The sequence below is a fragment of the Kitasatospora sp. NPDC059160 genome (assembly GCF_042755465.1).
Taxonomy (GTDB): domain Bacteria; phylum Actinomycetota; class Actinomycetes; order Streptomycetales; family Streptomycetaceae; genus Kitasatospora.
The window spans coordinates 1-23,569 of record NZ_JBHZCN010000052.1; the positions used below are offsets into that span (position 1 = coordinate 1).

Annotated in this window: 22 protein-coding genes; 6 read left to right on the plus strand and 16 right to left on the minus strand. The window is 73.0% G+C overall.

The annotated features are described in order from the left end of the window. Nucleotides 1-111 precede the first annotated feature (111 nt). Together ACFXOZ_RS22530 and ACFXOZ_RS22535 are read right to left on the minus strand one after the other, a co-directional pair. Entirely contained in the window at nt 112-1,098 is a 987-nt protein-coding gene (locus tag ACFXOZ_RS22530; RefSeq protein WP_380592306.1) for a carbohydrate-binding protein, read from the minus strand. 198 nt (nt 1,099-1,296) lie between these two features. Further along, complete coding sequence (locus tag ACFXOZ_RS22535; RefSeq protein WP_375888720.1) at nt 1,297-3,093, minus strand: diguanylate cyclase domain-containing protein; 1,797 nt, start codon at nt 3,091-3,093, stop codon at nt 1,297-1,299. Between the two features lie 368 nt (nt 3,094-3,461). Between ACFXOZ_RS22535 and ACFXOZ_RS22540 the strand changes: the two genes are divergently transcribed. Further along, a complete protein-coding gene (locus ACFXOZ_RS22540; RefSeq protein WP_380592308.1) occupies nt 3,462-3,989 on the plus strand; it encodes a flavin reductase family protein in 528 nt (175 codons plus the stop codon). A 53-nt stretch (nt 3,990-4,042) separates the two neighbouring features. Here ACFXOZ_RS22540 and arfB read toward each other — a convergent pair whose 3' ends face one another. Beyond that, nucleotides 4,043-4,474: an alternative ribosome rescue aminoacyl-tRNA hydrolase ArfB gene (gene arfB, locus ACFXOZ_RS22545; protein ID WP_380525363.1), complete on the minus strand. Its 432-nt coding sequence runs from the start codon at nt 4,472-4,474 to the stop codon at nt 4,043-4,045. A 68-nt stretch (nt 4,475-4,542) separates the two neighbouring features. On the opposite strand from arfB, the gene ACFXOZ_RS22550 reads away from it, so the two are divergent. Continuing rightward, nucleotides 4,543-5,040, plus strand: coding sequence for a hypothetical protein (locus ACFXOZ_RS22550; protein ID WP_375888726.1), 498 nt, complete (start codon nt 4,543-4,545; stop codon nt 5,038-5,040). Between the two features lie 145 nt (nt 5,041-5,185). Continuing rightward, nucleotides 5,186-5,761 (plus strand): TerD family protein, encoded by a 576-nt coding sequence (locus ACFXOZ_RS22555; protein WP_375888729.1) that lies wholly within the window; start codon nt 5,186-5,188, stop codon nt 5,759-5,761. A 100-nt stretch (nt 5,762-5,861) separates the two neighbouring features. Here the strand turns inward: ACFXOZ_RS22555 and ACFXOZ_RS22560 are convergent, their stop codons facing one another. From ACFXOZ_RS22560 to ACFXOZ_RS22590, 7 genes are all read right to left on the minus strand, one after another. Further along, nucleotides 5,862-7,091 (minus strand): hypothetical protein, encoded by a 1,230-nt coding sequence (locus tag ACFXOZ_RS22560; RefSeq protein WP_380592310.1) that lies wholly within the window; start codon nt 7,089-7,091, stop codon nt 5,862-5,864. A gap of 154 nt (nt 7,092-7,245) precedes the next feature. Next, nucleotides 7,246-7,734, minus strand: coding sequence for a DUF3180 domain-containing protein (locus ACFXOZ_RS22565; protein ID WP_375888734.1), 489 nt, complete (start codon nt 7,732-7,734; stop codon nt 7,246-7,248). Nucleotides 7,735-7,924: 190 nt separating this feature from the next. Continuing rightward, complete coding sequence (gene folK / locus ACFXOZ_RS22570; protein ID WP_375888736.1) at nt 7,925-8,524, minus strand: 2-amino-4-hydroxy-6-hydroxymethyldihydropteridine diphosphokinase; 600 nt, start codon at nt 8,522-8,524, stop codon at nt 7,925-7,927. 43 nt (nt 8,525-8,567) lie between these two features. Next, the gene (folB, locus tag ACFXOZ_RS22575; protein WP_030288941.1) at nt 8,568-8,927 is read right to left on the minus strand and encodes a dihydroneopterin aldolase; all 360 of its coding nucleotides are present in this window, start codon (nt 8,925-8,927) and stop codon (nt 8,568-8,570) included. A 248-nt stretch (nt 8,928-9,175) separates the two neighbouring features. Next, nucleotides 9,176-9,655, minus strand: coding sequence for a nuclear transport factor 2 family protein (locus tag ACFXOZ_RS22580; RefSeq protein WP_188309659.1), 480 nt, complete (start codon nt 9,653-9,655; stop codon nt 9,176-9,178). Nucleotides 9,656-9,683: 28 nt separating this feature from the next. Continuing rightward, entirely contained in the window at nt 9,684-10,571 is an 888-nt protein-coding gene (folP, locus tag ACFXOZ_RS22585; protein WP_375888738.1) for a dihydropteroate synthase, read from the minus strand. A 68-nt stretch (nt 10,572-10,639) separates the two neighbouring features. Continuing rightward, the gene (locus tag ACFXOZ_RS22590; protein ID WP_380525366.1) at nt 10,640-12,481 is read right to left on the minus strand and encodes a phosphatidylglycerol lysyltransferase domain-containing protein; all 1,842 of its coding nucleotides are present in this window, start codon (nt 12,479-12,481) and stop codon (nt 10,640-10,642) included. A 379-nt stretch (nt 12,482-12,860) separates the two neighbouring features. On the opposite strand from ACFXOZ_RS22590, the gene ACFXOZ_RS22595 reads away from it, so the two are divergent. Beyond that, nucleotides 12,861-14,015: an alpha/beta hydrolase gene (locus ACFXOZ_RS22595; protein ID WP_375888743.1), complete on the plus strand. Its 1,155-nt coding sequence runs from the start codon at nt 12,861-12,863 to the stop codon at nt 14,013-14,015. 116 nt (nt 14,016-14,131) lie between these two features. Further along, nucleotides 14,132-14,920 carry a ferritin-like domain-containing protein gene (locus ACFXOZ_RS22600; RefSeq protein WP_380525367.1) on the plus strand — a complete coding sequence of 263 codons (789 nt, stop codon included), beginning with the start codon at nt 14,132-14,134 and terminating at the stop codon, nt 14,918-14,920. 47 nt (nt 14,921-14,967) lie between these two features. Here the strand turns inward: ACFXOZ_RS22600 and folE are convergent, their stop codons facing one another. The 6 genes from folE to dacB all read right to left on the minus strand — a co-directional run bounded on the left by folE (nt 14,968) and on the right by dacB (nt 22,689). Beyond that, nucleotides 14,968-15,573, minus strand: a complete 606-nt coding sequence (gene folE / locus ACFXOZ_RS22605) for a GTP cyclohydrolase I FolE (protein ID WP_350509225.1) — start codon at nt 15,571-15,573, stop codon at nt 14,968-14,970. 106 nt (nt 15,574-15,679) lie between these two features. Continuing rightward, nucleotides 15,680-17,734 (minus strand): ATP-dependent zinc metalloprotease FtsH, encoded by a 2,055-nt coding sequence (ftsH, locus tag ACFXOZ_RS22610; protein ID WP_375888747.1) that lies wholly within the window; start codon nt 17,732-17,734, stop codon nt 15,680-15,682. 227 nt (nt 17,735-17,961) lie between these two features. Beyond that, nucleotides 17,962-18,516: a hypoxanthine phosphoribosyltransferase gene (gene hpt, locus ACFXOZ_RS22615; protein WP_363441651.1), complete on the minus strand. Its 555-nt coding sequence runs from the start codon at nt 18,514-18,516 to the stop codon at nt 17,962-17,964. A gap of 70 nt (nt 18,517-18,586) precedes the next feature. Continuing rightward, nucleotides 18,587-19,714, minus strand: a complete 1,128-nt coding sequence (gene tilS / locus ACFXOZ_RS22620) for a tRNA lysidine(34) synthetase TilS (protein WP_375888749.1) — start codon at nt 19,712-19,714, stop codon at nt 18,587-18,589. A gap of 312 nt (nt 19,715-20,026) precedes the next feature. Further along, the gene (locus ACFXOZ_RS22625; protein ID WP_375888750.1) at nt 20,027-21,211 is read right to left on the minus strand and encodes a zinc-dependent metalloprotease; all 1,185 of its coding nucleotides are present in this window, start codon (nt 21,209-21,211) and stop codon (nt 20,027-20,029) included. Between the two features lie 194 nt (nt 21,212-21,405). Further along, nucleotides 21,406-22,689, minus strand: a complete 1,284-nt coding sequence (gene dacB / locus ACFXOZ_RS22630; protein WP_380592312.1) for a D-alanyl-D-alanine carboxypeptidase/D-alanyl-D-alanine-endopeptidase — start codon at nt 22,687-22,689, stop codon at nt 21,406-21,408. 256 nt (nt 22,690-22,945) lie between these two features. Here dacB and ACFXOZ_RS22635 point away from each other — a divergent pair, with 256 nt between their 5' ends. Further along, nucleotides 22,946-23,437: an inorganic diphosphatase gene (locus tag ACFXOZ_RS22635; RefSeq protein ID WP_350517236.1), complete on the plus strand. Its 492-nt coding sequence runs from the start codon at nt 22,946-22,948 to the stop codon at nt 23,435-23,437. Nucleotides 23,438-23,569 lie beyond the last annotated feature (132 nt).

The following is a 23,569-nucleotide window of genomic DNA, read 5'->3' on the forward strand; positions in this document are numbered from 1 at the left end:
CGGGGGGCGGGGGGCGGCGCCCGATACCCCCCCGTCTGGTCGGCCGGAGCACCGGCGACGGCCGCCCGCCCCCGGCGGGGGAGGGCGGCCGTCCGCGTTCTCGACCGGGCCTCAGCTGCTCGGTTCGACGGTGATCTGGTCGATCAGGATCGGCCCGGAGGGCACCGTGAAGCTGACCGAGTTCGCCCCGGCCTGGAACTGCGGCAGTATCCAGGTGGTGTACCAGGACGACGCCGGGTCCTTGCCGGGCGAGTAGTTCCGGTACGTCAGCCCGTTCGGCCAGTCCTTGCCGTTGACCGCGGCCGCGCCCTTCACGTCCCCGCCGGCGTTGTTGTAGTGCACGGTGAGCTTGTACGTGCCGGCCGCGGCGATCTGGCCGTTCCAGGTGACGGTGCCGCCCTGCTGGAGCGTCAGGTAGCTGCCGTCGGCGGACTTGGCGCCCTTGACGCTGTTGCCGGACGGCGCGTTCTGCCCCTGCAACTGGCCGGCGTCCACGGTCGCCGGGCCGGCCGGGACCGTGGCGCTCGCCGAGGGCGAGGCCGAGCCGGTCCCGCTCGGCGTCGCGGCACCGCTGGGCGCCGGCGGGGCGGCGCTGGTGGTGCCGCCCTTGGCGGTCTTGTCCGCGTCCGGGTCACCGGTGGAGAGCGCGATCCCGGCACCGATCGCTATCGCCGCGACCACGGCGACCGCACCGATCACGGCGCCCTTGCTCCGGCCGCTGCTCGGCCGCTCGTCCCCCGGCTGCGGCCGGGAGTGCTCGGCGTAGCGGGTCTGCTGGGCGGGCGCGCCGTACTCGGCCTGCGGCGGCACACCGGGCTGGCCGTACTGGCCCTGCGGGGGCATCCCCTGCTGGCCGTAGGGCGGCTGCGCGGGACCGGGCTGGCCGTACGGCGGCTGCTGGGCGCGCGGCGCACCGTACTGCGCCCGGCCGACCTCCATCGGGCGGCTGTACGACGTCCGGGGAACCCCCTGCTGCGGCTCGGCCGGCTGCCCGGTGGAGCCGTCGGCCGGCCGGTAGAGGTAGCCGAACGGGTCGTCGTCCTGTGGGGCACCGCCCCCCTGGCCCTCGGGCAATCCGTTGTCGCCGGCGGTCGTCACGGTGGTCTGTTCCCCCATCCGGTGTGCGCCGCGCGCGGGCGGCGCAGATCATGGACGCTGTCGTACCGGGCACCCTACCTGCCGTACCTGACAGCAGGAAAAGAACCCTTGACAACCCGTGGGTAACCTGCGCGTTCCCGGGCGCCCGGCGCCCACCCCCTCCCGCCGGCCGCTGAGCAGGCGCCGCGAGCCCCGTCGTCAGCCCGCGCGCCGGTGCGAGCGCTCGCCGCGCGCGCCCCGCACGGCCCCGCCCCGGGCCCGCTTCTCGTCGTACATCCGCTCGTCCGCGGTGTGCAGCACCTCTTCGATGCTCATCCCGCAGCCGGCCCAGCCCACTCCGAGGCTCACCCCGACCCGCATCGCCCGGCCGTCGATCCGCATCGGCGGGATGATCGCGTTGCGCAGCCGGTGGGCCAGGTCCTTGGCCTCCTCGCGGCCGATGCCGTCGGCCAGCACCACGAACTCGTCGCCGCCCAGCCGGGCCACCGTGTCGCCGTCCCGGACCGCCCCGCTCAGCCGCCGGGCGACCTCGACCAGCACCGAGTCGCCCGCGTTGTGGCCGAACCGGTCGTTGATCGACTTGAAGCCGTCCAGGTCGCAGAAGAGTACCGCGAGCCCCTTGTCGGCCGGGGCCGCCGGGCCGGAGCGGAACGGCACCGACCAGGCCTCGCCGCTCGGCCCGTACTCGGCCGGCACCACGGCGTGCACGTGCTCCCCGTACCCCGCGCCGAGCCCGGGCGCCGGCCCGCCCTCCAGCGCGCCGTAGCCGTGCACCGGCCCCGGGTAAGGGTCCACGCCCTCCAGGCCCTCGTACGCCGCGTGCGCGCTGTAGGTGTCGGCCGGGTAGGCGTACGGCTGCGGGTAGCCGACCTCGGCGGTCAGCGCGGGGGCGGCGGCGCCGACCGGCTGCGGCTCGGCGCAGAGCCGGCGGGCCAGCCGGGCCTTGAGCTCGGCGCCGTTGGGCAGGCCGGTGAGCGCGTCGTGGCTGGCCCGGTGGGCGAGCTGGAGCTCGTGGCGCTTGCGGTCCTCGATGTCCTCGACATGGGTGAGCAGGAAGCTCGGGCCCTCGGCCGCGTCCGCCACGATCGAGTTGCGCAGGCAGACCCACTGGTAGCCGCCGTCCCGCCGGGACAGCCTCAGCTCCGCCCGGCCGCTCTCGGCGCTGGTGCGTTCCAACAGGGCCCGGTCCTCGGGGTGCACGAGGTCGGCGAAGCTCTGCTGGCGCAGCACCGCGCGGGGGCGGCCGAGCAGTCGACAGAGCGCGTCGTTGACCCTGGTCAGCTGGCCGCGCCCGGCGCCGTGGAGTTCGGTGATGGCCATCCCGCTGGGCGCGTACTCGAAGGCCTGCCGGAAGCTCTCCTCGCTGGCCCGCAGGGCCTGCTGCTCCTTCTCCAGCCGGGCCAGCGCGCGCTGCATCTCGGCCCGCAGCCGGGCGTTGCCGATCGCGATGGAGGCCTGCAGCGAGAACATCTCCAGGGCCTCGCGGGTCCACGCCCCGGGCCGCTTGCCGCTGCGCGGGCGGTCCACCGAGAGCACGCCGAGCAGGTCCCCGCCCGCGCTGTACATCGGGGCGAGCAGTCCGTCGGCGGGGTGCCAGTCGTTGGCGTAGACGGGCAGCGGTCCGTCGCCGATCCAGCGCGGGATGTCGCTGGCGACGGCCCAGCCGCGGTCGTACGGCAGGAAGCGCAGGGTGCCCCAGTGGTCGCTGACCCCGAGCAGCCGGTCCCAGGACTCCCGCGAGCCGACCTGGCCGAGCAGCACCGAGGGCCCGCCCATCGGGCTCTCCTCCAGCTCCCAGACTGCTGCCACCACCAGGTCGCCGTCCGGCCGGACCAGGCTGACCGCGGCGGCGTCGAAGCCGAGTCCGTGCACCGCGCCCTCGACGACGGCCTGCAGCGTGCCCGCCAGGCTGCGGGCAGCGTTGAGGTCCGCCACGACCCGGTGCAAGGTGCGGAGGGTCGCGAGACGGACGTACGGCTCCGACTCGGCTTCCATGCGGGGGCTCCCCGGCTGCTTCGGATAGTTCTTGATTGGTTATCGTCCGATTGCCAGAAGAACTGAATCACAGGGAGCACAGCGTTCGGCACGCTCGGTCAGCAATAGGCCACCACTTGTGACTTAAATCACACAAGACTAATGCGCCCTTAATCAGTTCATCCGCCCCATAGCGGGACATAAACCGCCATCGGAACATTCCTGGTGGTCGACCACGGGGGCCGCGGACTCAAGCGGACTGCACCCGCCGGTACCCGCGCTTCACCCCTGGGAGTGACCGCGGCCCGCGGCGGGCACCACCCCCCGGCCGTGGTCCTACGACCACGGCCCGATGCCGTCACCCGGGAGCGACGACTACCGTGCGGTACGTGTATCCGTCCCCGCAGCCCGAAGCTGCCCCCCACGCCACGCCCGACGAGTTCCGGGCAGCCCTCTCCCAGCTCGCCGCCGGCGTGAGCCTGGTGACCGTCCACGACGAGGAGGACGGCGAGGACGTCGGCATGACCGCCACGTCCTTCCTCTCGGTGTCCCTGGACCCGCCGCTGGTGCTGGTCTCGGTCCGCGAGGACTCCCGGATGGACGAGGTGCTCTCCCGGAACGACACCTGGGCGGTCTCGGTGCTCACCGAGGGGCAGAGGGCGCTCGGCTCCCGCTTCGCCATGAAGGGCCGGCTCAGCGACCGGCTGCTGTTCGCGGACACTCCGCACCACCGCGGCGCCCGCACCGGGGCCCCGCTGATCGAGGGCGCGCTGGCCACCGTCGAGTGCCGCACCGAACAGCGGATACCCGCGGGCGACCACACCCTGCTGATCGGCCGCGTGCTGGAAGCCGTGGTCCCCACCCCCGGCGGCCGCCCGCTGCTCTACTTCCGCGGCGGCTACCGCACGCTGGGCTGAAACGGTTCGGCAGGCGGCACCACCTGGCAGGCGGCACCACCCGGCGGTCCGCCCTACTCGCCGCGCGGCGACCGCCGGCCCTGCTTGAGGTCGGAACGGTGCCGCTTGTTCTCCAGCCGCCGCTCCACCATCCCCCGGCTCGGCCTGGTCGCCCGGCGGGCCTTCGGCGGCGGCGCGCACGCCTCGCTCAGCACCACCCCCAGCCGCACCGCGGCCGCCTCCCGGTTGCGCCACTGCGAGCGGAACTCCGAGGCCTGGATCACCAGCACCCGGCCGTCCACCAGGCGGTGCGCCAGCCGCTCCAGGGCGCGCGTGCGCCACACCTCGGGCAGCGCCTTCGAGGCGGCCAGGTCGAACCGCAGCTCCGCCTTGGAGTCGGAGGTGTTGACGTGCTGGCCACCGGGGCCGGAGGAACGCGAGAAGCGCCAGACGAGCTCGGCGTCGGGGACGACCACCGACCCCCGTACGCGGATGGGCTCGGACATGCGCCCATCATCCCGCGCGACCCCCGCCGAGGTCACCCGGTTATCGGTTACCCGCCCACTCCCCGACAATGGCCTACGTGATCGAGCTCGGCTACTCCCTCTCCAACCGCTTCCCCGACCCCCCGCAGACCGACTACCGCACCGCCCCCGTGCGCGCCCTGCGGTACGACCTGTTCTGCGGCGACGTCTACCTGGACGCCGAGGGCGCCGAACTCTCCACCCGCTGGGCCTGGGTCCCGGTGCTGGACTTCGCCTGGGCGCTGTGCGACATCGTCGAGCAGCTCGACCGCGACCCGGACGGCTCCCGGGCCGCCCGGGTGCAGACCGCCGACCTCGACTTCACCCAGAACACCGAGCTGCTGCGCTTCGCCCGCCGGTTCAACTGGGTCGAGGTCACCGCGACCTGGCTGCGCGACGAGCCCCCGGCCGTGGTCCGGCACAGCGAGCTGCGGCGTGAGGCCCGGGACTTCCTCCAGGACACCCTCGCCGACCTGTTCGACATGCACCCCGACCTGGCCGACAACCCGAACATCTGGACGCTGCAGGGCCGCTTCCCCCGGGTGTGACATCCGGACCCGACCGACCCTGCCAAGGCTTTGCCCGTCCTTTGCCCGGCTTTGACGCCCACGAAGAATTCACGGGTTCCCCGGAACCAAGGCGACCGAGTACCGCGTTGTCCCGGGAAAAGCGAACGAAGGGACTGCAATCGCCATGCCAGTGAGCCTCTCCAAGGGTGGCAACGTCTCGCTGACCAAGGAGGCCCCCGGCCTGTCCGCGGTCAGCATCGGCCTGGGCTGGGACACCCGCACCACCACCGGCGCCGAATTCGACCTCGACGCCAGCGCGATCGTCCTGAACGCGGACGGCAAGGTGCTGTCCAACGCGCACTTCGTGTTCTTCAACAACACCAGCACGCCGGACAACACCGTCGTGCACACCGGCGACAACCGGACCGGCGAGGGCGCGGGCGACGACGAGTCGATCAACGTCAACCTGGCCGGCCTGCCCGCCGAGGCCGTCAAGATCACCTTCCCGGTCACCATCTACGACGGCACCGCCCGCGGCCAGAACTTCGGCCAGGTCCGGAACGCCTACATCCGCGTGGTGAACGCGGCCGGCGGCGCCGAGATCGCCCGGTACGACCTCTCCGAGGACGCCGCCACCGAGACCGCGATGATCTTCGGTGAGCTCTACCGCAACGGCGGCGAGTGGAAGTTCCGCGCGGTCGGCCAGGGCTACGCCTCCGGCCTGGCCGGCATCGCCCAGGACTTCGGCGTCCAGATCTGACGCAGCAGGGGCGGCAACGCCGAGGGGCGGGAAGTCGGTCGACTTCCCGCCCCTCGGCGTCGGTGTCCTTCGGCGTCGGTGTCCTTCGGTGGCGGGCCGCTCAGCGCGAGGCGCGCAGCTCCGGGAGCTCGATCAGTTCGGTCTCGTCCTCGGGCGTCAGGTCCACCACGGTCACCCCGCCCGGCTCGGCGCCCCCGGCGCGCACCGGCTGCTCCAGGTGCTCCGGGTGCTCGACCGACACCTCCGGAACAGCCTCCCGGGCCTCCTGCGCCTCGGCCTTCGCCTTCGCGGCGACCGCCTCGTCGCCCACCACGTCCGCCAGGTCCGCCCGCTCCCCCAGCTCGGCGACGCTGCCCACCGCCGGCGCCGGAACGGCCGCCCGGACCGCCGCGCCCTGGCCGCGGCCGAAGAAGCTGAACCCCTGCCCGCGCACCTGCCCGGACTGGACCGGACGCGGTCGCTGCCGCTCCGCCGGCGCGGGCGCCGACCCGACGGCCGGGGCGCCGGGCGCCCCGCCCAGCTGACCGACCGTCGCGGTCAGCGCCGGGCGCAGCGGCGTGGGCCGCACCGGGGTCCGCCCGGCCGGCGCCTGCGCCGGGGTCGGCACCGAGGGCGCCACCGGGGCGGGCACGGACACCGCACCCGGAACCGGAGCGGCCTCCACGGCCGGACGGGCCTGAGCGGCCCGAGCGGACGGCGCGGCCTGGACCGACGAAGCGGCCGGAGCGGCCGGAGCCGTCCGCGCCCGCAGCGCGACCTCCGCGCCCGCCGTGCGCTCCCGCTCGGCCTCCTGCTCGGCGGCGCGCCGCTCCAGCAGCCGCAGCACGGACGCGGCGCGCACGAACGCGGCCGGACTGGCCGGGTACTTGGGGCGGCTCGCGGCGAGCGCCCGCTGGGCCGCCTCGGCCTCCTTGAGCGCCTGCTCGGCGACCGCCACGGCCCGCTCCCGGAGCAGCCGGGCGATCTCGGTCTCGGCCTTGGCCAGCCGCGACTTCTCCGCCGTCAGCCGCCGGCCGAAGCGGGTGGCCCGCTCCTCGGCGACCTCGGCCGCGTACTCGGCCTCGGCGAGCTGCTCCTCGAAGCGCTCCTCGGCCCGCAGCCGCTGCGCCGCGGACATCTCGGCGGCCGCCCGGGCCGCCTTGTCGCGCTGACGCAGCAGCACCGCGAAGCCGAGGGTGGCGATCAGTGCGGCGACACCCACCGAGCGCACCAGGACGGTGTCCTGACTGAAGACCAGAGCGGCCAGTGCGGCGACCAGCAGCACGCCGGCGGCGGTGGGGGGAAAGACCCGGCCGAGGACGGAGGAATGACGGTGGCGTCCGCGAGACATGCCAAGAAACTAGCGTGCGAATTGGGGCCGTGTCAGCCCAGGGTCCCCTTCCACCCTTGACAGTGGGCATTTTTTACCGCATGTGCCCGGCTTTTCACTCAAGATCACGAAAAAGGGCCTGCTCAGCGCCGTCCGACCGGATCCGGCCGATCCGTCAGCGGTGCGAGGCCGCCGGACCGCCCGGGTCGTCGTGGTCCTCCGGCAGCTTGCACACGTGCTGCAGCCAGAGCGCCGCCGCGATCACCGCGGCGCCCGCCAGCACGGCGAGCCCGGCGGTCACCGCCTGGTCCTTGCGCGCCGACACGTCCAGTTCGCCGAGCAGGTAGATCCCGGCCCCGGCGTAGATGCCGGTGACCACCGCGGAGACCAGCGCGCTGGCCTGGCCGAGCACCACCGCCCGGGCCGCCAGCAGCGGGTCGACCCCCTTCGCGCCGGGCTGCCGCTCGCGCACCGCCTTCAACCGGGCCCGCAGCGAGAGCGCGGTCGCCAGCAGGACCACCGCCACCGCCGCCAGCACCACCGGGGCCGCCGCCGGTACGGCCGGCAGCGTGTCCAGGGACGCCCACAGCTTGGACCCGGCCCAGGACAGCGCCGTCGTCGCGGCGGTGATGCCGATCAGCAGACGGAGGCGAAGCAGCTTCACTCGGAGGTGGTCCTTCCCGGGGTTGCCAGAGCCGACCGCCCGCCCGGTGGCCCGGTGCGGCGGCGTCAGGCCACCGTACCGGGACGGGACGGGCGGACATCTACTCGTACGGCCGGGCCCGGTCGCCGAGTTCCCGGCCGATCCGGCGGCCCCGGCCGACCCGGCCGCGGGGGCCGGGTCCTGCGCGGTGCTACTCCGGCAGCGTCAGCCGGATGTCGTCGCGGCGCTTCACGCCCTGCGCGTCCGGGCCGCCGAGCGCCTCCAGCAGCGCGCCGACCAGCCCGTGCCCCGGCACCTCGGCCTCGGGCTGGGCGTCCAGCCAGGGGGCGAGCACGAAGGCACGCTCGTGCGAGCGCGGGTGCGGCAGCAGCAGCTGCGGGTCCTCGCTGACCACGCCCTCGTAGGCCAGGATGTCGACGTCCAGGGTGCGCGGGCCCCAGCGGACCTCCCGGACCCGTCCGAAGGCGTCCTCGATCGCGTTGCCACGCTCCAGCAGGTCCCGCGGGGGCAGCGAGGTGCGCAGCACCACGACCGCGTTGTAGTAGTTGGGCTGTTCCTCCGGGCCGCCGACGGCCTCGGTCTCGTAGATCGCCGAAACGGCCTTGATCCTCAGCCCGGGGGTGTCCGCGAGCGCGTCGACGGCACCCTGGAGGGTGTCCAGCCGGTTGCCCAGGTTGCTGCCGAGCGCGATCACCGCACACCGCTGGCTGTGCAGCGTGGTGTCGGCGGAGTCCACCCGGCTCTCCAGGTCGAACGCGTTCGGCTCGGCGATCGGGTCACTGCTGTTCATCGAAGAAATCCCTCTGCATCGGAAACCAGGCGCGCGGTGGGGGTCATGCGCGGCCCCGGTGGATGGTCACGGTCACGTCGTCGAACGGCACGGTGATCGGGGCGTCCGGCTTGTGCACGGTGACCTCGACCTCCTCGACCGCGTCGTGCTTGAGGCACTGGTCGGCGATCCGCTGCGCCAGGGTCTCGATCAGGTCGACCGGCTCGCCGGCGATGATCGCGGTGACCTCCTCGGCCACGATGCCGTAGTGCGCCGTGCGGGTGAGGTCGTCTCCGGACGCGGCGGGGCGGGTGTCCAGGTACAGCACGAGATCGACCACGAAGGTCTGGCCCTCGACGCGCTCGCGCTCGAAGACGCCGTGGTGGCCCCGGGCTCGCAGCCCCCGCAGGGTGACGCGGTCCAGCAAACGAATCACTGCTCCCAGTCGGACGGGCCCCGCCCTGGGGGAAGGCATGGACGGGCAGGGCGAAGACGGGCATCACGCCCGCCACTCCGTTTCGAATCTACCCGCGAGCGCGGACAACGCCTGACCGTCCTACCCGGCACGAACCGTCGCCACGCGCACCGAAATGGCGATTGACGTGAACGTTCGGTGACCACCCGGAAATTCCCCGGCGACCGCCCGGCACCGAATTCCCGCGACCCCCGGAATCAGTCCTCGTCGTCCTCGTCACCGCTGGTCAGAACGGGTGAACCGTGGTGCGACCAGAGCTTCCACCCGGCCGGGGTGCGACGGAACAGATTGCTCGACACGACCTTTCCGCCGACCAGCGGCCCGAGTTCCCCCTCCTCCTCGGCCTCGCCCCCGGAGAGGATGTTCTCGGTGCACGTGACAAGGGCCACATCCCCGTGCACCTCGGCCTCGACATCGGTCAGGAAGAACTGGATGTACTCCGTGTTCATCATGATCAGCATGTACGAGCGGGTCACCTGCGCCCGCCCGCGCAGCACCGGCCAGCCGGGGTGGACGCAGACCACGCCGCCCTTGTCGTCGGCGTGCTCGGGCCCCAGCCAGGCCTCCTCGACCGCCTCGACGTCCCCCCGCTCCAGCGCCTCGTAGAACGCCCGGTTCGCCGCGAGCACCGCCTCCAGGTCCACCTCCCGGGCCTTCCCGGCCGTCCCGCCGCTCACCCTGCCGTCACCTGTCACAGACCCTCCCTCACCCCAGCCGCGCCGCGCGCTGCCAGGCCGCGACCACGCGGACGGCGTCCGCCGTACCGGACACGTCGTGCACCCGGACCGCCCAGGCGCCGGCCCGGGCCGACAGCACCGACACCGCGGCGGTCGCGTCGTCCCGCTCGCGGGCCGGGCGCAGTTCCCCGGTTTCCGGGTCGGCGAGCAGCGTACCCAGGAACCGCTTGCGCGAAGCCGCGACGAGGACGGGACGGCCGAGCGCGGTCAGCGCGTCCAGCCGGCCGAGCAGCGCCCAGTTGTGCTCGGCGGTCTTGGCGAAGCCCAGCCCCGGGTCGAGGACCAGCTGGTCCTCCTTGACCCCGGCAGCCAGCAGCGCGTCCATCCGCCCGGTCAGTTCCCCGACCACGTCCCGCACGACGTCCCGGTAGACGGCCAGCCGCTCCATGTCGGCGGACTGCCCGCGCCAGTGCATGACCACGAAGGGCGCGCCGGTCTCGGCGACCACCCGGGCCATCGCCGGGTCGGCGAGCCCGCCGGAGACGTCGTTGACGATCGCGGCACCGGCCTCCACGGCCCGCTCGGCGACCGAGGCCCGCATGGTGTCGACCGACACCACCACCCCGGCGGCGGCCAGCTCGCGCACCACCGGCAGCACCCGGCGCAGCTCCTCGTCCTCGGGCACCCGCTGGGTGCCCGGCCGGGTGGACTCGCCGCCGACGTCCACCAGGTCCGCGCCGCGGGCCCGCAGGGCCAGCCCGTGCGCGATCGCCTTGGCGGCGTCGAACCAGAGCCCGCCGTCCGAGAAGGAGTCGGGCGTGACGTTGACCACGCCCATCACGGCGCAGCGGTCGAGCCGCGGCAGTCCGGCCGGCAACGAGAAGGACGGCATATCGCTGGTGGGCCCATTGCTCATGCCCCCATTATCGAACGGGGCCCCCGCCGGTGGTTCCCGGCGGGGGCCCCGAAGGGTGCGGGCCGGCCTCAGGCCGCCTCGCCGACCTCGCGGGTCGACGGGACGGGCATCAGGCCCTCGCGCTGGCGCTTGCGGCCGAAGCGCGGCATCCCGAGGGTGATGAAGGCCTCCGCCTGCATCGCGGCGAAGCCGATCCGCGGCAGGTCCCGGGTGCTCGGGAAGACCAGGAAGCGCGGCTCCCACTCGGGCTGGAACTTGGCGTTGAACTTGTACAGCGACTCGATCTGGAACCAGCGCGACAGGAACACCAGCAGTCCGCGCCAGGCGCGCAGCACCGGGCCCGCGCCGATCCGCTCGCCGCGGGCGAGCGCGGAGCGGAACATCGCGAAGTTGAGCGACACCCGGCGGATGCCCAGGGCGCCCACCTCCTGGAGGGCGGCGACGATCAGCAGCTCGTTCAGGCCCGGGTCGGCGGCGCGGTCGCGGCGCATCAGCTCCAGCGAGATGCCGTCCGGCCCCCAGGGCACGAAGTGCAGCACGGCCTTGAGGTCGTCGCCGCTCTCGCCCTCCTCGGGGGCCTTGTGGGCGGTGACCACCACGCAGTCGTCGTCCAGCGGGTCGCCGAAGCGCCCCAGGGCCATCGAGAAGCCGCGCTCGGTGTCGGTGCCGCGCCAGCGGGCGGCGGCGTCGGCGATCCGGTACTTCTCCTCGACGGTGAGGTCGGAGACCCGGCGCACCTTGCAGGAGTAGCCGTTGCGCTCGATCCGCTTGACCATCTGGCGGACGTTGCGCATGGCCCGGCCGGCGAGCGAGAAGGTCGCGGTGTCGACGATCGCCTCGTCGCCCAGCTCCAGCGCGTCCAGGCCCGCCTCGCGGGTCCAGACCTCGCCGCCGACCTCGCTGCAGCCCATCACGGCCGGCACCCAGGCGTGCTCGCGGGCCTCGGCCATGAACACCTTGATCGCGCCCGGCCAGGCCTCCACGTCGCCGACCGGGTCCCCGGAGGCGAGCATCACGCCGGAGACCACCCGGTAGGAGATCGCGGCCTTGCCGGTGGGCGAGAACAGCACGCTCTTGTCGCGGCGCAGCGCGAAGTAGCCGAGCGAGTCGCGCTCGCCGTGCCGCTTGAGCAGCTCGCGGACCTTCTCCTCGTCCTCGGCGGTGAGCTCCGGCTTGGGCTTGCCCGGGCGCAGCGCCAGGTAGGCGGTGGTGAAGGCGGTCAGCAGGCCGAGGCCGCCGAGCAGGTAGGCGACCAGGTCGGACATCCGCGCGTTGTTGTAGCGGACCGGGCCCTCGAAGCCGAACAGCCCGTACCCGACGTGCTGCAGCCGCTCCAGCAGGGCCGGGTGCCCGACCTCGTACTTGGTGCGGGTGCTCACGATCAGCAGGCCGAGCAGCACGCTGAGGACGCCCATGACGACCAGGTTGACCACCGCGCCCCAGCGGGTGCGCGGGTCGGCCTTGGCGTAGAACTCGCGCTGGTGCACCAGCATCACGGCGAGGACCACCAGCGAGACGACCGCCGGGCCGATCTGGTGCCAGCGCACGATGTGCAGCGAGGCGCTGAGCGGCAGCAGCACGCAGACCGCCCGCCAGGCCCGCCGCTTGCGCCGGCGCAGCGCGTGCGCCAGCGGCACCAGCAGGATGCCGACCATCAGCGTGCCGACCGCGGCCAGGCTGGTGGTGCCGCCCGGCAGCTGCCCGGCGAAGGTGTGCATCTTGGTGTGCCGGAGCTTGGGGAACACCGCGCTGGCGATGTCCACCAGCCCGATCAGCAGACAGGCGTAGCCGACGGCACCGGGGAGCCAGGCCCTCGGGACGGCGGCCGCCTGGTTGCGCAGCGTCTGCAGGCCGCGCCGACGGCGCGGCGGCTGCTCGGGGCTCGGCTCAACGGACACGGGAACGCTCATGGAAGCTCAGCGTAGAGGCTGCGGGGCGGTGTCCGTTCACTCCGGGGGAGCACGTGTGATGGACCTTCATGCGTATTCCTTCATCGGGCAATGCGCATACCAAGGATCCGGAAACGGACGGTAATCCGGTGCCGTGGGCGCGCTGCGGGTTGAGCCGGGGGTGGGAGCCGTGGGTCCGCCGCCGCGTGGCGGGGCAGGGCCCTCCGGTACGTCGTACGTACGGTGGACGCCGCATTCTAGGGCGCCGGTTGCCCCGGACCTCCCCCCACCCTCCCGACCCAGCCGGGACGTCCGGACAGCCTAGCTGCGGTGGCCCGGCCTGACGGCCCGCCAGACGATGAAGCCTGCATCGACAGTGTCCCACCGGAAGGCCGACGGCATGGAACTGACCAGCAACGTGCTGGTGAACGCGCTGCTCGCACTCGGGGCCGCGGCCCTGCTCACCACTTTGTGGATCTGGCCCCGGCTGGCCCGGCAGCGCCCGCTCCCGGTGCTCGGCAGGATCGGGCTGCTGACCGTCGTTCAGGTTTCGATCCTCGCGGTGCTGGCGCTGTCGGTGAACAACTCCTTCGGCTTCTACACCTCCTGGGACGACCTGCTCAGCCCCGGCGGCGCCAAGCTCGCGCTGGCCGGCAACGAGAACCACAAGGGCGGCACCCCGGTCTCCGACCAGCTGGTCCGGCCGACCAACGAGGGCGGCATGGAGAGCGCCCCCAACCTCCCCAAGGGCCCGCCGGAGGAGGTCGGGAAGATCGAGTCGGTCCGGGTCAACGGCAAGGAGACCGGTTTCTCCGACCAGATGTTCGTCTACCTGCCGCCCGAGTACTTCGACCCGAAGTTCGCCCTGGTCCGCTTCCCCGCCGTGGTGGCCCTGGCCGGCTTCCCGGGCACCACCCTGAACCTGCTCAAGGAGCTGCCGCTGGTGCAGACCGCGGTGGAGCTGCAGCGCTCCGGCAAGATGCCGCCGACCGTCCTGGTGCTGGCCCGCCCGTCGGTGGTCCCGGCCCGGGACACCGAGTGCGTGGACGTCCCCGGCGGGCCGCGCAGCGAGACCTGGTTCGTCAAGGACGTGCCCGAGGCCCTGCAGAGCGCGTACCGGCTCGGCCGCTCGGCCGCCTCCTGGGGCCTGTTCGGCTACTCCACCGGCGGCAGCTGCGCGATGCGGCTGTCGATGCGCTTCCCGAACGTCTACGGCAGCGCCGCGGGCCTGCACGGCGACTTCGCGGTGCGCCAGGACCAGTACACCGGCGGCGACCTCTTCAACGGCGACAAGGCCCTGACCCAGCAGCACGACCTCGGCTGGCGGCTGCAGAACCTCCCGGCCCCGCCGCTCAACCTGCTGGTGGTCTCCACCCGCAAGGAGTCGGACTACCCGCAGACCGTCCAGTTCGTCGACCAGGCCACCCAGGTCGCGGCGGCCAATCCGCAGTTCAAGGTGGAGTCGCTGTACCTGGACGACGGCGGCCACAACTTCGACAGCTGGACGCGGGAGCTGCCGGCCTCGCTGGAGTGGCTGGGCTCCCACCTCGGCTGAGGCGTGCGGGTGATTACCCGCCGGTCGGCCCGGCCGGCCGGCGGTTCGGGGGGACGTATCGCGGCCGCCCGCCCGACCACCGGCGGGCGCCGCCCCGGATCCGCGCAGGAGGCGCCGTGCTGAGCACCAGATCGCTCTTCAACGAGATCTACCGGAACGACCAGGCCTACCAGCTGTTCTGCAGCATCGCGGCCGGCGGCGAGGACCAGGGCGGCTGGGAGAACGAGCGGATCACCGCCCTCACCCCGGACCCGGTGCTCGCCCCGAAGGTCGCCCGGCACGGCGCGGACGAGCGCAAGCACGGCCGGATCTTCACCCAGCTGCTGAACAAGCGCGGACTGCCCAAGGTGCCCGTCCCGGACGAGGCCGACTACTGCATGCTGCTGGAGCGCCAGGGCGTCGGCCTGTCCCACGAGCGGCTGCTCGGCGACGCCCCGCTGACCGACCGCGAGATCATCACCTACCTCGCGCACAGCCGGGTCACCGAGCAGCGCGCCGCCGAGCAGATGCGCCAGCTGGTCAAGGTGTACGGGGACAACCCCGACCTCGGCCGGGCGATGCGGATGATCTCCGCCGACGAGGACAACCACCTCGCCTACTGCCACGAGGAGCTGCTGCGGCTGGTCGCCGACGGCCACGGACCGTACGTCCGGCACACCCTGGAGACCTGCGCCCGCGGCGAGATCCGCACCCACCGGGACGTCGGCCTCGCCGTCACCGCCCGGATGGCGCGGATCCTGCGCTGGCCCCGCTGGCAGCTGGCCGTGGTCACCCTCGGGGTGCACGCCCTCTACCTGTACGACCGGGCCTTCGGCTGGCGCCGGATGGTCACGCTGCGGATGCCGGAGCGCCGCAACGCACTGGGCACCCCGGCCCCGCCGCACGCGGAGCCCGAGGTGCCCTGAGCCGGGACCGGTCGCCGCCTGGCGACCGATGCCCCTACTGCCTGCCGCTACCTGCCGATGATGAGGCTCATCGCCTCGGCCCGGGTGGCCGGGTCGCGCAGCTGGCCGCGCACGCAGGAGGTGATGGTCTTGGCGCCGGGCTTGCGGATGCCGCGCATCGACATGCACATGTGCTCGCACTCGACCACGACGATCGCCCCGCGCGGCTCCAGGATCCGCATCAGCGCGTCGGCCACCTGGCTGGTCAGCCGCTCCTGCACCTGCGGCCGGCGGGCGTAGACGTCGACCAGCCGGGCCAGCTTGGACAGCCCGGTGATCTTGCCGCTGGGGGACGGGATGTACCCGACGTGCGCGACGCCGCGGAACGGCACCAGGTGGTGCTCGCAGACCGAGGTCAGCTCGATGTCCTTGACCAGCACCATCTCGTCGTGGCCGAGGTCGAAGGTGGTGGTCAGGACGTCCTCGGGCTCCTGCCACAGGCCCGCGAATATCTCCTTGTAGGCCCGCGCGACCCGGGCCGGCGTCTCCAGCAGGCCCTCGCGGTCGGGATCCTCCCCGACCGCGAGCAACAGCTCACGGATGGCGTTCTCGGCCCGCTTCTGGTCGAAGGCACCGACGGCGGGCGGACCGTCGAGCGTCACCGGGTCGATCATGCGGGCCTCGCTTACTCGTGGGAAGACTCTGGCTGAACAGCACGGATGCCGCGCCTCAAGGGTACAAACCCTGGTGACGCGGCATCCATTCCTACCGGAGTGCGGCTCAGCCCTCGGTCGGCGGCTCGGCCGCCGGCAGCGGCGGGAGCTTCACGATGTCGACCGGAGCGGTGTCGGAGGCCGCGGCGCCGTTGGTGAGCGCCAGCTCCTTCGGCGACTGCACCGGCGGCCGGGTGGACGGCGTGCGACGGGCAGAGCCCGTCCAGGCCGGCCGGGCCGGGCGCTTGACGATCGGGGCGAAGATCTCGGCGATCTGCTCCTTGTTCAGGGTCTCCTTCTCCAGGAGCTCCAGAACCAGGTTGTCGAGCACGTCGCGGTTCTCGACCAGGATCTCCCAGGCCTCGTTGTGCGCGCTCTCGATGAGCTTCTTGACCTCTTCGTCGACCAGCCCGGCGACCTCTTCCGAGTAGTCGCGCTGGTGGCCCATCTCACGGCCGAGGAAGGGCTCCGAAGCGTCGTTGCCGAACTTGATCGCGCCCAGGCGCTCGGTCATGCCGTACTGGGTGACCATGGCCCGCGCCGTGGCGGTGGCCTTCTCGATGTCGTTCGAGGCACCGGTGGTCGGGTCGTGGAAGACCAGCTCCTCCGCCGCGCGCCCGCCCAGCATGTAGGCCAGCTGGTCGAGCATCTCGTTGCGGGTGGTGGAGTACTTGTCCTCCTCCGGCAGCACCATGGTGTAGCCGAGGGCCCGACCGCGGGACAGGATCGTGATCTTGTGCACCGGGTCGCTGTACTGGCAGGCCGCCGCGACCAGGGCGTGACCGCCCTCGTGGTACGCGGTGATCTTCTTCTCCTTGTCGGACATGATCCGCGTGCGCTTCTGCGGACCGGCCACGACGCGGTCGATCGCCTCGTCCAGGATGCCGTTGTCGATCAGCTTCTTGTCCGAGCGGGCGGTCAGCAGCGCGGCCTCGTTGAGCACGTTCGAGAGGTCGGCGCCGGTGAAGCCGGGGGTGCGCTTGGCGACGGCCGACATGTCGACGTCGGGCGCGATCGGCTTGCCCTTCTGGTGCACCTTGAGGATGTCCAGACGGCCCTGGAGGTCGGGACGCTCGACCGCGATCTGCCGGTCGAAGCGGCCCGGGCGCAGCAGCGCCGGGTCCAGGATGTCGGGGCGGTTGGTCGCCGCGATCAGGATCACGCCGCCCTTGACGTCGAAGCCGTCCATCTCGACCAGCAGCTGGTTGAGGGTCTGCTCGCGCTCGTCGTGGCCGCCGCCGAGACCCGCACCGCGGTGCCGGCCGACGGCGTCGATCTCGTCGACGAAGATGATCGCCGGAGCGTTCGCCTTGGCCTGCTCGAAGAGGTCGCGGACGCGGCTGGCGCCGACACCCACGAACATCTCGACGAAGTCGGAGCCGGAGATCGAGTAGAACGGCACCCCGGCCTCGCCCGCGACGGCACGCGCCAGCAGGGTCTTGCCGGTCCCGGGCGGGCCGTAGAGCAGCACACCCTTGGGGATCTTGGCGCCGACGGCCTGGAACTTGGCCGGCTCCTGGAGGAACTCCTTGATCTCGTGGAGCTCCTCGACCGCCTCGTCGGCACCCGCGACGTCCGAGAAGGTGGTCTTCGGGGTGTCCTTGGTGAGCAGCTTGGCCTTGGACTTACCGAACTGCATGACGCGCGAGCCGCCGCCCTGCATCTGGTTCATCAGGAACAGGAAGACCAGGACGATGATCACGATCGGCAGCATCGACAGCAGCAGGCTGACGAAGGTGCTCTGCTTCTCGGGACTGACCGTGTAGCCCTCGGCGAGGGTGTTCGGGTCCTTGTCGTTGATCTGGGCCTGCAGCTTGTCGGCGATCGCCACACCCTGGTCACCGATGTACGAGGCCTGGAACTTGTTGCCGGACGGGACCTTGCCCGTACCGGCGTTGGACAGCGTGGCGCCGTCCTTCAACTGGATCTTGATCGTGTTCGAGTCACCGGTGGTGATCTGCGCCGACTTGACGTTGTGCGCATCGATCGCTGCGACGACCTGCCCGGTGTCCACCGTCTTGTAGCCGTTCGAGTCCGAAACGACCTGCATCAGTACGATGACGGCGAGGACAGCCAGCACGATCCACATGATCGGCGCACGGAAGTATCGCTTGACGTCCATCCATGCGGAGCGTTGCCGCCCCGTCCCTCCTGCCACTCAGCGGCGCCGGGAGGCTTTGGGCCGCGGCGCAATCCGAATCGATGCTCATGTGAAGAGCGGTTTATTGGACCGTACCGCAGTCGCACCCACCCATGGCGGGAGCACGGCGACACGGCTCAGCTTCTTTGTCCCCCGGTCCAACGGGCGGGAACAACCCTCTGTTCCCGCCCATAGCCCGAACGGAGCCCTCAACCGCCGTAGACGTGCGGGGCGAGGGTCCCGATGAAGGGGAGGTTACGCAGCTTCTCCGCGTAGTCCAGGCCGTAGCCGACCACGAACTCGTTGGGAATGTCGAAGCCGACGTACTTCACGTCGATCTCGACCTTGGCCGCGTCCGGCTTGCGCAGCAGGGTGCAGACCTCCAGCGAGGCCGGGCCGCGCGAGCCCAGGTTGCCCAGCAGCCAGGACAGCGTCAGACCGGAGTCGATGATGTCCTCGACGATCAGGACGTCCCGACCGGCGATGTCGGTGTCCAGGTCCTTCAGGATGCGCACCACACCGGAGGACTTGGTCCCCATGCCGTACGAGGAGACGGCCATCCAGTCCATCGTGACCTGCGAGTGCAGGGTCCGGGCCAGATCGGCCATCACCATGACGGCCCCCTTGAGGACGCCGACGATCAGCAGGTCCTTGCCTGCGTAGTCCCGGTCGATTCGCTCGGCCAGCTCCTGGAGCTTGGCGTCGATCTCGTCCTTGCTGATGAGCACCTTCGCGAGGTCAGCGCCCATGTCGTTCTGGTCCACCGGGGATACGTCCTCAAACGTTCGGGGTCTGTGTGGCCGGCGGCCGGCTCCCCCGGGACGTGCCTCGCCCTCAGTCGCCCTGCCGCCGAAAGACCAGCGTGCCACACCTACGGGTGGCCTCGACGCCCCCGGGTAGGTGCAGCGGCCCCTGGCCGCGCCATCCGGTGACCAGCAGGTCCACCGTCTCCAGGTGCCGGGCGAAGAGGTCCCCGGCCGGACAGCCCGCCCGCAGCGCCGCCCGCCGCAGCACCCGGCGCCGGACGGCGGGCGGCAGTTCGGCCAGTTTCACGGCGTCCAGGGTGCCTTCGCCCGTACGGAGGTCGCGCTCGGCCAGCGAGGCCCACTGGTCGAGGGCGTCGGCGTCGTCCCGGAACAGCCGGGCGGTGCGGGCCAGCGCCTCGACCACGCCGCCGCCGAGGTGCTTCTCCAGCACCGGCAGCACCTCGTGGCGGACCCGGGAGCGGGTGTAGGCGGGATCACAGTTGTGCGGGTCGTCCCAGACCGGGATCGCCTGGGCGGAGCAGGCCTGCAGGGTGGCCGCCCGGTCCAGCTCCAGCAGCGGGCGGCGGTAGCGGCCCTTCTGGGCCGGCATCCCGGCCAGCGAGCGGGAGCCGGAGCCGCGGGCCAGGCCCAGCAGCACGGTCTCGGCCTGGTCGTCCCGGGTGTGGCCGAGCAGCACCGCGATCGCGCCGTGGCGCTCGGCGGCCTCGTCCAGGGCGGCGTAGCGGGCGTCCCGGGCGGCGGCCTCGGGGCCGCCGGCCCGGCCGACCCGCACCGGGACGGCCTCGACCGGGTCCAGGCCCAGCGAGCGCAGGCGCTCGGCGACCTGGGCGGCGCGGTCGGCGGAGCCGTCCTGGAGGCCGTGGTCGACGGTGACGGCGCCGACCCGCAGACCGATCTTGGGGGCCTCGAAGGCGGTAGCGATGGCCAGCGCCATCGAGTCCGCGCCGCCGCTGACGGCGACCAGGACCAGCGGCGAGCCGGGGGCGGCCGGGGTGCGCGGCAGCCCGGAGGGGTGGCGGGCGGCGTTGCCGATCAGGGTGGTGCCGACGGCGGCACCGACCAGCGGCGCCCCGGCGGGGCGCCCGCGGGGTTCGCGCACGGGCGCGGTGAAGGTGGTACCGGCCTCGGCGGCGAGGTCGGTGAGCGTACGGCGAACGGCCAGGCGTATCGCGGCGACGGCGGGGTGAGGGCCCACGGCGGACGACTCCTCGACGGAGGGGACAGGGCTGCGGCGGGCGGCCGGAACCGCGCACCTGGATAGCGCCGCGTTACCGGGCGCTCACAGATGGTGGCAGAAAGTGGCGGGCCGCTACGCCACCCGCGCCACCGGTACGACCACCGTCCCACGTACGGGTGAATGGAGAAACGTATCTTCACCCATCATCTGCCCGATTGGACCACTCGTACGAGCGGGTTTGACCGCCGCCGACCGACGGCGGTCCCCCGGTACTCCGGGAATGCCCGATCGGGGCCTCCCGAGGGCCTCCCGAGGGCCTCCCCGAGGGCCTCAGCGGCCGACCCGGGCGACCCAGGCGGCCGGGTCGTGGATCTCGTCCTTGGTCGGCAGGGTGTTCGGGGACGTCCACACCCGGTTGAAGCCCTCCATGCCGACCTGCTCCACCACCGCCCGGACGAACACCGCGCCGTCCTGGTACTGCCGCAGCTTGGCGTCCATGCCCAGCAGCCGGCGCAGCATCAGGTCCAGCCGGTTCGCCCCCCGGTCACGGCGCTGCTGGAACTTCTCCCGGATCTCCGCCACCGTCGGCACCACGGCCGGGCCGACGCCGTCCATCACCACGTCCGCGTGACCCTCCAGCAGCGACATCACGGCCGTGAGCCGGCCGAGGATCTCGCGCTGCGCGGGCGACTGGACGATCTCCAGCAGGTTCCCGCCGGAGGCGCTGTCCCGGCCCTCCCGGGCGCCGGTGCCCGGCAGGCCGGCGCCGAGCGAGCCCGCCGCGTCGCGCAGCCGCTCCAGCAGGGCGCCCGGGTCCACGTCCGTCTCGGCCAGGAAGGACTGCACCTCGGACTGGATGTGGTCGCGCAGCCACGGCACCGCGGTGAACTGGGTGCGGTGGGTCTCCTCGTGCAGGCAGACCCAGAGCCGGAAGTCGGACGGGTCGACGTCCAGCTCGCGCTCGACGTGCACGATGTTCGGCGCCACCAGCAGCAGCCGGCCCGGCCCCGGGCCCTCCGGGCCCAGCCGCGGCTTGTCGAACAGCGCCGCCGGGCTGTCCGGCGCCTCCAGCGAGGGCTCGGCCGGGGCGAAGGTCTCGTACTGGCCCAGCACCTTGGTGGACAGGAACGCCAGCAGCGCGCCGACCTCGATCCCGGTGGCCTTCTCCCCCACCGCCCCGAAGACGCCCGCCGCCGCGCCGGTGGCCCGCCGCGCCTGGAGCTTCTCCACCAGTGGCTGGACCACCGTGCGGAAGCCCGCCACGTTCGCCCGGACCCAGCCCGGACGGTCCACCACCAGCACCGGCGTCGCGGCGGCCGCGGCCAGACTGCTCGACCGCATCCCGGTGAACACCCGCACGTGCTCCTCGGCCTCCAGCGCGTGCCGGCGCAGCTCGGCGACGACCGCCGCCGCCTCGGCCCGGCTCACCTCCGGCCCCGGCCGCACCAACCTGGTCGCAGTAGCGACCGCGAGATTCCAGTCGACCATGTCAGCCCCGCCGCTCGCGCTCGTCATGCCCTCACCGTACGTGCTCCCCACCATCAACGGCAGCCACCCGCCACGAACACCCTGCCCGCCTCCGGGCCCGCTCGAACCCGCCCTCCACGGGCCCCCGACGGCCCGGCGGGCGCCGCCCCGGCCGCCCCTCCGGCCGACCTCCGCCGGGCGGTCGGCCGGGCGGCGGACGGGGGGAACGGAACCGGGGTCGGTCAGTGGCAGCCGCAGGAGGCGAGGCGGGCGGCGATCCGGTCCATGGCGGCGCGGGCGGTGTCCGCCGGCGCGGTGGTGCGGGTCATCACGGCGAAGGCCAGCAGGCGGCCGTCGGCGTCCACCACGGTGCCCGCGAGGGTGTTGACCCCGCTGAGGCTGCCGGTCTTGGCGCGGATCAGGCCGGCCGCGTCGGCGGCGCCGGAGCCCGAGCCGTAGCGCTTGGCCAGGGTGCCGGTGAAACCGGCCACCGGGAGGCCGGTGAGGACCGGGCGCAGCGCGGGGTGCTGGTCGGAGGAGGCCAACGCGAGGATCCGGACCAGGACGGCGGGCGGGATCCGGTTGTCCGTGTTCAGGCCGCTGCCGTCGTTGAGGACCACGCCGGTCATCGGCACGCCGAGCCTGCCGAGCTCCTTGACGACGGCGGTCGCCGCGCCCTCGTAGCCGGCCGGCTGGTGCCCGGCGAGGGCGACCTGACGGGCGATCGCCTCGGCGAGCTGGTTGTCCGAGGTGGTGAGCAGGCGCTCGACCAGCCGGGCGACGGTCGGCGAGTCGACCTTGCCGAGGACGGGGGCGTCCGCGGCGGCCGGGGAGGCGGCCGGCCTGGCCCTGCCCTCGACGGTGACGCCCTGGGCGGCGAGCATCGTGGCGAAGGCCGTGGCGGCCGCGCCCGCCGGGTCGGCGACCCGGAGCGGGGCCTCGTCCTTGCTCTTCGGGTCGACCTTGGCCTCGTCCGCCATCAGCGGGACGACCAGGGCGAGGTTCTCGTTGTCGGGCTTCCGCTGCTGGGTGCTGTCGGGGTACAGCGACAGGTCGTAGCCCAGCCGGACCGTCGTGGTCCCGGCCGCCTTGAGGGCGGTGGCGGTCTGTCGGGCGAGCTCCTCCAGCGAGGCGGGCGCGGTGTCGGCGTCGACGGGCCGGCCGCCGACCTGCACCTGGTCGGCGGGCAGCGCGGTGAGCGTCGGGTCCCCGCCGCCGACCAGGGTGATGCTGCCCGGGTCCGCGCCGCGGACCACCCGGGTGGTGAGCCGGGTGTCGGCGGGGATCAGCGACAGGGCCGCGACCGAGGTGGCCAGCTTGGTGGTGGAGGCCGGGGTGACCGGGGTGTTCTCGTCGGAGCCGTACAGGAGTTGCCCGCCGGCGGCGTCCGCGACGGCGAGGGTCACGGTGCCCAGGCTCCTGTCGGCGAGTGCGGGGGCCAGCGCCTGCTGGAGGCCCTGCGCGGTGGGGACGGCGGCCTCCGGGCCGTCCCCGGCGACGGCCAGCACGGCGCCCGCGGCGGGCACCGGGCGCGCGACCGGCGTACCGCTGACACCGCCGGCACCATCGCCACCGCCCGGCGAGGGGGACGGCTGCGCGTACGCACCGCCCCCGCCCAGCACCGCCCCGGCGACCAGAAGGGCCGCTCCGCACAGCCCCGCGGCCGTCCCCCCGCGGCGCCGCGCCGCCCCCGCCCCAGCTCCCACCGACCGGCCCCTTTCCCCAGCACTCACTCCCGTAGGAGACACTTGGATTCTGTCAGTCCCTACCTTGGAGGAACCGTTGGAATTCGACGTCCTTATCGAAATCCCGAAGGGCTCTCGTAACAAGTACGAGGTCGACCACGAGACCGGCCGTCTGCGGCTCGACCGGATGCTCTTCACGTCGACCCGTTACCCGGCCGACTACGGCTACGTCGAGGGCACGCTCGGCGAGGACGGCGACCCGCTGGACGCCCTGGTCATCCTGGACGAGCCGACCTTCCCCGGCTGCCTCATCAAGTGCCGTGCCATCGGCATGTTCCACATGACCGACGAGGCCGGCGGCGACGACAAGCTGCTGTGCGTCCCGGCGACCGACCCGCGCTGGGAGCACCTGCGCGACATCCACCACGTGTCGGAGTTCGACCGCCTGGAGATCCAGCACTTCTTCGAGGTCTACAAGGACCTGGAGCCGGGCAAGTCGGTCGAGGGCGCCAACTGGGTCGGCCGTGTCGAGGCCGAGGCCGAGGTCACCGCTTCGGTCAAGCGTCTCGCGGAGCAGGGCGGCCACTGATCCGTCGTTCCGATCTAGGTCGGGACAGCCAGGGGGCCGGGGGGCCCCGGGCCCCACCCCCGGCCCCCCCCCCCCCCGGCCGGGGGGGGGGGGGGGTGTAGGTGGGGGGGGGGGGTGGCCCCACCCCGCCAC